2 protein-coding genes and 1 pseudogene are annotated in these 3,117 nt (G+C 67.2%); 1 reads left to right on the top strand and 2 read right to left on the bottom strand.

Annotation, left to right across the window (positions count from 1 at the left end; genetic code table 11):
* Positions 1 to 44: 44 nt before the first annotated feature.
* Positions 45 to 161: pseudogene (locus HUA74_RS46545) on the top strand (helix-turn-helix domain-containing protein); the annotation flags it as partial.
* Positions 162 to 316: 155 nt separating this feature from the next.
* Here HUA74_RS46545 and istB read toward each other — a convergent pair.
* A complete protein-coding gene (istB, locus tag HUA74_RS44845; RefSeq protein ID WP_174459496.1) occupies positions 317 to 1,078 on the bottom strand; it encodes an IS21-like element helper ATPase IstB in 762 nt (253 codons plus the stop codon).
* A gap of 181 nt (positions 1,079 to 1,259) precedes the next feature.
* Complete coding sequence (istA, locus tag HUA74_RS44840) at positions 1,260 to 2,798, bottom strand: IS21 family transposase (RefSeq protein WP_174459495.1); 1,539 nt, start codon at positions 2,796 to 2,798, stop codon at positions 1,260 to 1,262.
* Positions 2,799 to 3,117: the final 319 nt, after the last annotated feature.

Raw genomic sequence — 3,117 nt, 5'->3', positions numbered from 1 at the left:
CACCTGGCAGACGAGGACGACTCCGGGGACGAGAAGAGCGAGAAATGACGCTCGCCCACGTCGACGAGGCCCTGGAGAAAGGCGTGCGCCTGGAGGCCATCTGCGAGCGGCTCGGGGTGGCCCCGCGCACGATTCAACGCTGGAGGAAGCCAGCCACGGCGGAGGACCGGCGGTGTGGTCCGCATACCCGTCCGGCCAACCGACTGTCCGAGGTGGAGCTGCGTATTCCGGTCATGGTGAGCACTCGTTCCGGCTCAAGCCGAGCAGCGATTCCGGCTGGTGGCGAGCGGTCGGAGCGTCAGCGACGCTGGGTGGTTCATCCCTTGGCCTGCTTCCGACCCTTCGTCAAATTTGTCTCCACGTACCGGATGGACTCTCCGCCCAGCTTGATGCGATGGGAGTTGTGGACCAGACGGTCGAGGATGGCGTCGGCGAGCGTCGCGTCACCGATGACGGCGTGCCAGTCCTTCGGCTCGAGCTGGGAGGTCACCACGGTGCTCGAAAGTCGGTAGCGGTCCTCCAGGACTTCGAGCAGTTCCTTGCGCTCTGGAGCACCGAGTGGCTCAAGGCCGAAGTCGTCGAGGATGAGCACCTGGGCCTTGGCCAGGCGCTTGAGCACCTGCGCGTAGGTTCCATCGGCGCGCGCCTGAGCGAGCTCATCGAAAAGACGTGAGGCCCGGCGGTACACCACCGAGTAGCCATCCCGACACGCCTTCTGTCCTAGGGCGCATGCGAGGAAGGACTTGCCGACGCCCGTGGGTCCGGTGAGGAGCACATTCTGCTTGTCCGCTGCCCACTTCGAGGTGGACAGCTCCATCACCTGCGTCTTGGCGAGCCCGCGCGCATGCCCGTAGTCGATGTCTTCCAATGCCGCGGCCTGGCGCAGGCGGGCCGCGCTCAGCCGAGAGGAGAGCTTCTTGTTCTCTCGGTGCATCCACTCCGCGTCGGCCAGCAGACCCACGAGGTCGGCGGGGCTGACGTCTCGCTCCGCTGGCCTCGCCAACCAGTCGCGCAGGTACGAGGCCATCCCGTGCAGCTTCATCCCGTTGAGTTTCTCCAGCGTCTGTTCCACCAGCATCGGGTTCGTTCCTCTTGTCGGTCATGGGGGCTTGCCCGCGCGCGCCAGCTTCTCAGGGCGCGCGGGCCCCTTCCGAGTGCGGGTGACCGAGGCCTCGCACCAGACGGGAAGTGTCCGCGCACACAAGGGGCCCCGCCGCGGCGGGTGCCGGCGGTGCTCGTCTCGGCGTGCGCGAGATACGTCAGTGGTAGTAGTGGGGGCCGCGCACGTTCTCATGGGCGGGCAGGGGCGGCTTCTCCTCATGCGCCTCCCGCGCGTCCTCCAGGTGGTGCTGGAGAATGGCGGCCACGGACTTGTAGCTGTAGGCCCGGTGGCGCACGGCCCTGGCGCACGCCTTCTCTAGCCGCGCCTCGCCGTACTTGTCCTTCAATCGCATGACGCCCAAGGCTCCGCGGAAGCCCTGCTCTGGATGGGGTTTGCGCTCCATGAGGCCTTGCACCAGCGCGGCCGTGGAGGGGCCCGTCTTCTGCGCCCACGTCAACAGCCGCGCGGGCGTCCACTCCGCGTGGGACTGGTGGCTGGCAGGCATGTGCTCCTTCAGCGTGGAGTAGCCCTGGGTGCGCTTTCGCACGTGGCTCGCGACTCGTCGGCCTCCGAGGAACACCTCGACGCTCCCCTCCGTGTAGCGGGCCTCCACCTGCTTGTGCGCCAGCGAGTACGGCACGCTGTAGAGGTGCCCCTCCACCTCGACGTGGTAGTCAGGAGGGACGCGCGCCTTCCTCCAGAAGGCCAACTCGTAGGCGTGTACCGGCAGGGCTTTCAGCACGGGCTTCTCGAGTTCCTCGTACAACTGGCGACGCGAGCGCCCCACATGCCGCATCGGGCGCTCATTCAGCTTCTCGAGCAACGGCCGTACGGCCTCGCGCACCTCGTGCAGGCCACCGAAGCGGCGGTTGCGCAGGACGGCCAGAATCCACCGCTCCGCCACCAGCACCGCCGCCTCTACCTTCGCCTTGTCTCGCGGGCGGCGAGGACGTGCCGGCAGAATGGCGAAGCCGTAGTGCCGCGCCAGGTCGGCATACGTGGGGTTCTCTTCCGGCTCGTAGCGGTGCGCGCGCGTGACTCCGGACTTCAGGTTGTCCGGCACCACCAACTCCGGGACACCCCCAAAGAAGGCCATGGCGCGCACGTGGCAGCCCACCCAGGTGGCCAGGTCCTCGGAGTAGACGGGCTCGACGTACGTGTAGCTGCTGGCCCCCAACGTGGCGACGAAGAGCTTCGCGACCCGCACCTCTCCGGTGTCGCCATCCACCACCTCGACGCCATCCCCGCTGAAGTCCACGAAGAGCTTCTCGCCCGCCCGGTGCTCCTGCCTCATGGTGACACCGAGGACGGACTGCCAGCGCCCATACCGCTCGCAGAACTGGCTGTACTGGTACCCACCCGGGTTGGCCGCCAGGTACTCCTCCCACAACAGCAGCTTGGTAACCCCCTTGCGTTTGAGCTCTCGGTGCACCTGCGCCCAGTCCGGCTCCGGCCGGTGCGCAATCGCCTTTCCCTCGTCAGGGAAGAACAGCGCGGTGAGCGCCCCGTCGTCGTCCAACTCCGGCGGCAGTGGCCAGCCTCCCACTCCTGCTACCCGTGCTCGCCCCAGGTACTCGCACACCGTCCCATTCCCGATGCCCAGACTCGTGGCGATGTTCCTCGTCGACAGCTTCGACGCGAACCGCAATCGCAACACCTCTCTCAACTTGCGCACCGCCAGCCTCTCTTGGGCCATCTCCACCTCCTCGAAGGAGATGGAGGCGAGACCCTGCTGCCCAGTGCCGTCAACGCTCCGTGTTCCGCCCCTGCCTGTGCTCACCATGCCCGGAACGGGTGCTCACCATGCCCGGAACGGGTGCTCACCTCGGTCCGGAATCGGTGCTCACCATGGTCCGGAATCGGTGCTCACCATGACCCGGTACACGCAGTGGAGCGGCGCCGAATCCTGGCGGTGGCCAACAGTGAGGAGTTCCGGGACGCCTCGCCCAAGCAGATTGTCCCCAGGCTGGCGGACCGAGGCGAGTACGTCGCCAGCGAGGCGAGTTTCTACCGTG

Origin of the sequence: Myxococcus sp. CA051A (assembly GCF_013336705.1) — a bacterium.
Classification (GTDB): Bacteria; Myxococcota; Myxococcia; order Myxococcales; family Myxococcaceae; genus Myxococcus; species Myxococcus llanfairpwllgwyngyllgogerychwyrndrobwllllantysiliogogogochensis.
Note: the sequence above shows the minus strand (reverse complement) of the source record. Positions and strands in the feature narration are given on the sequence as shown.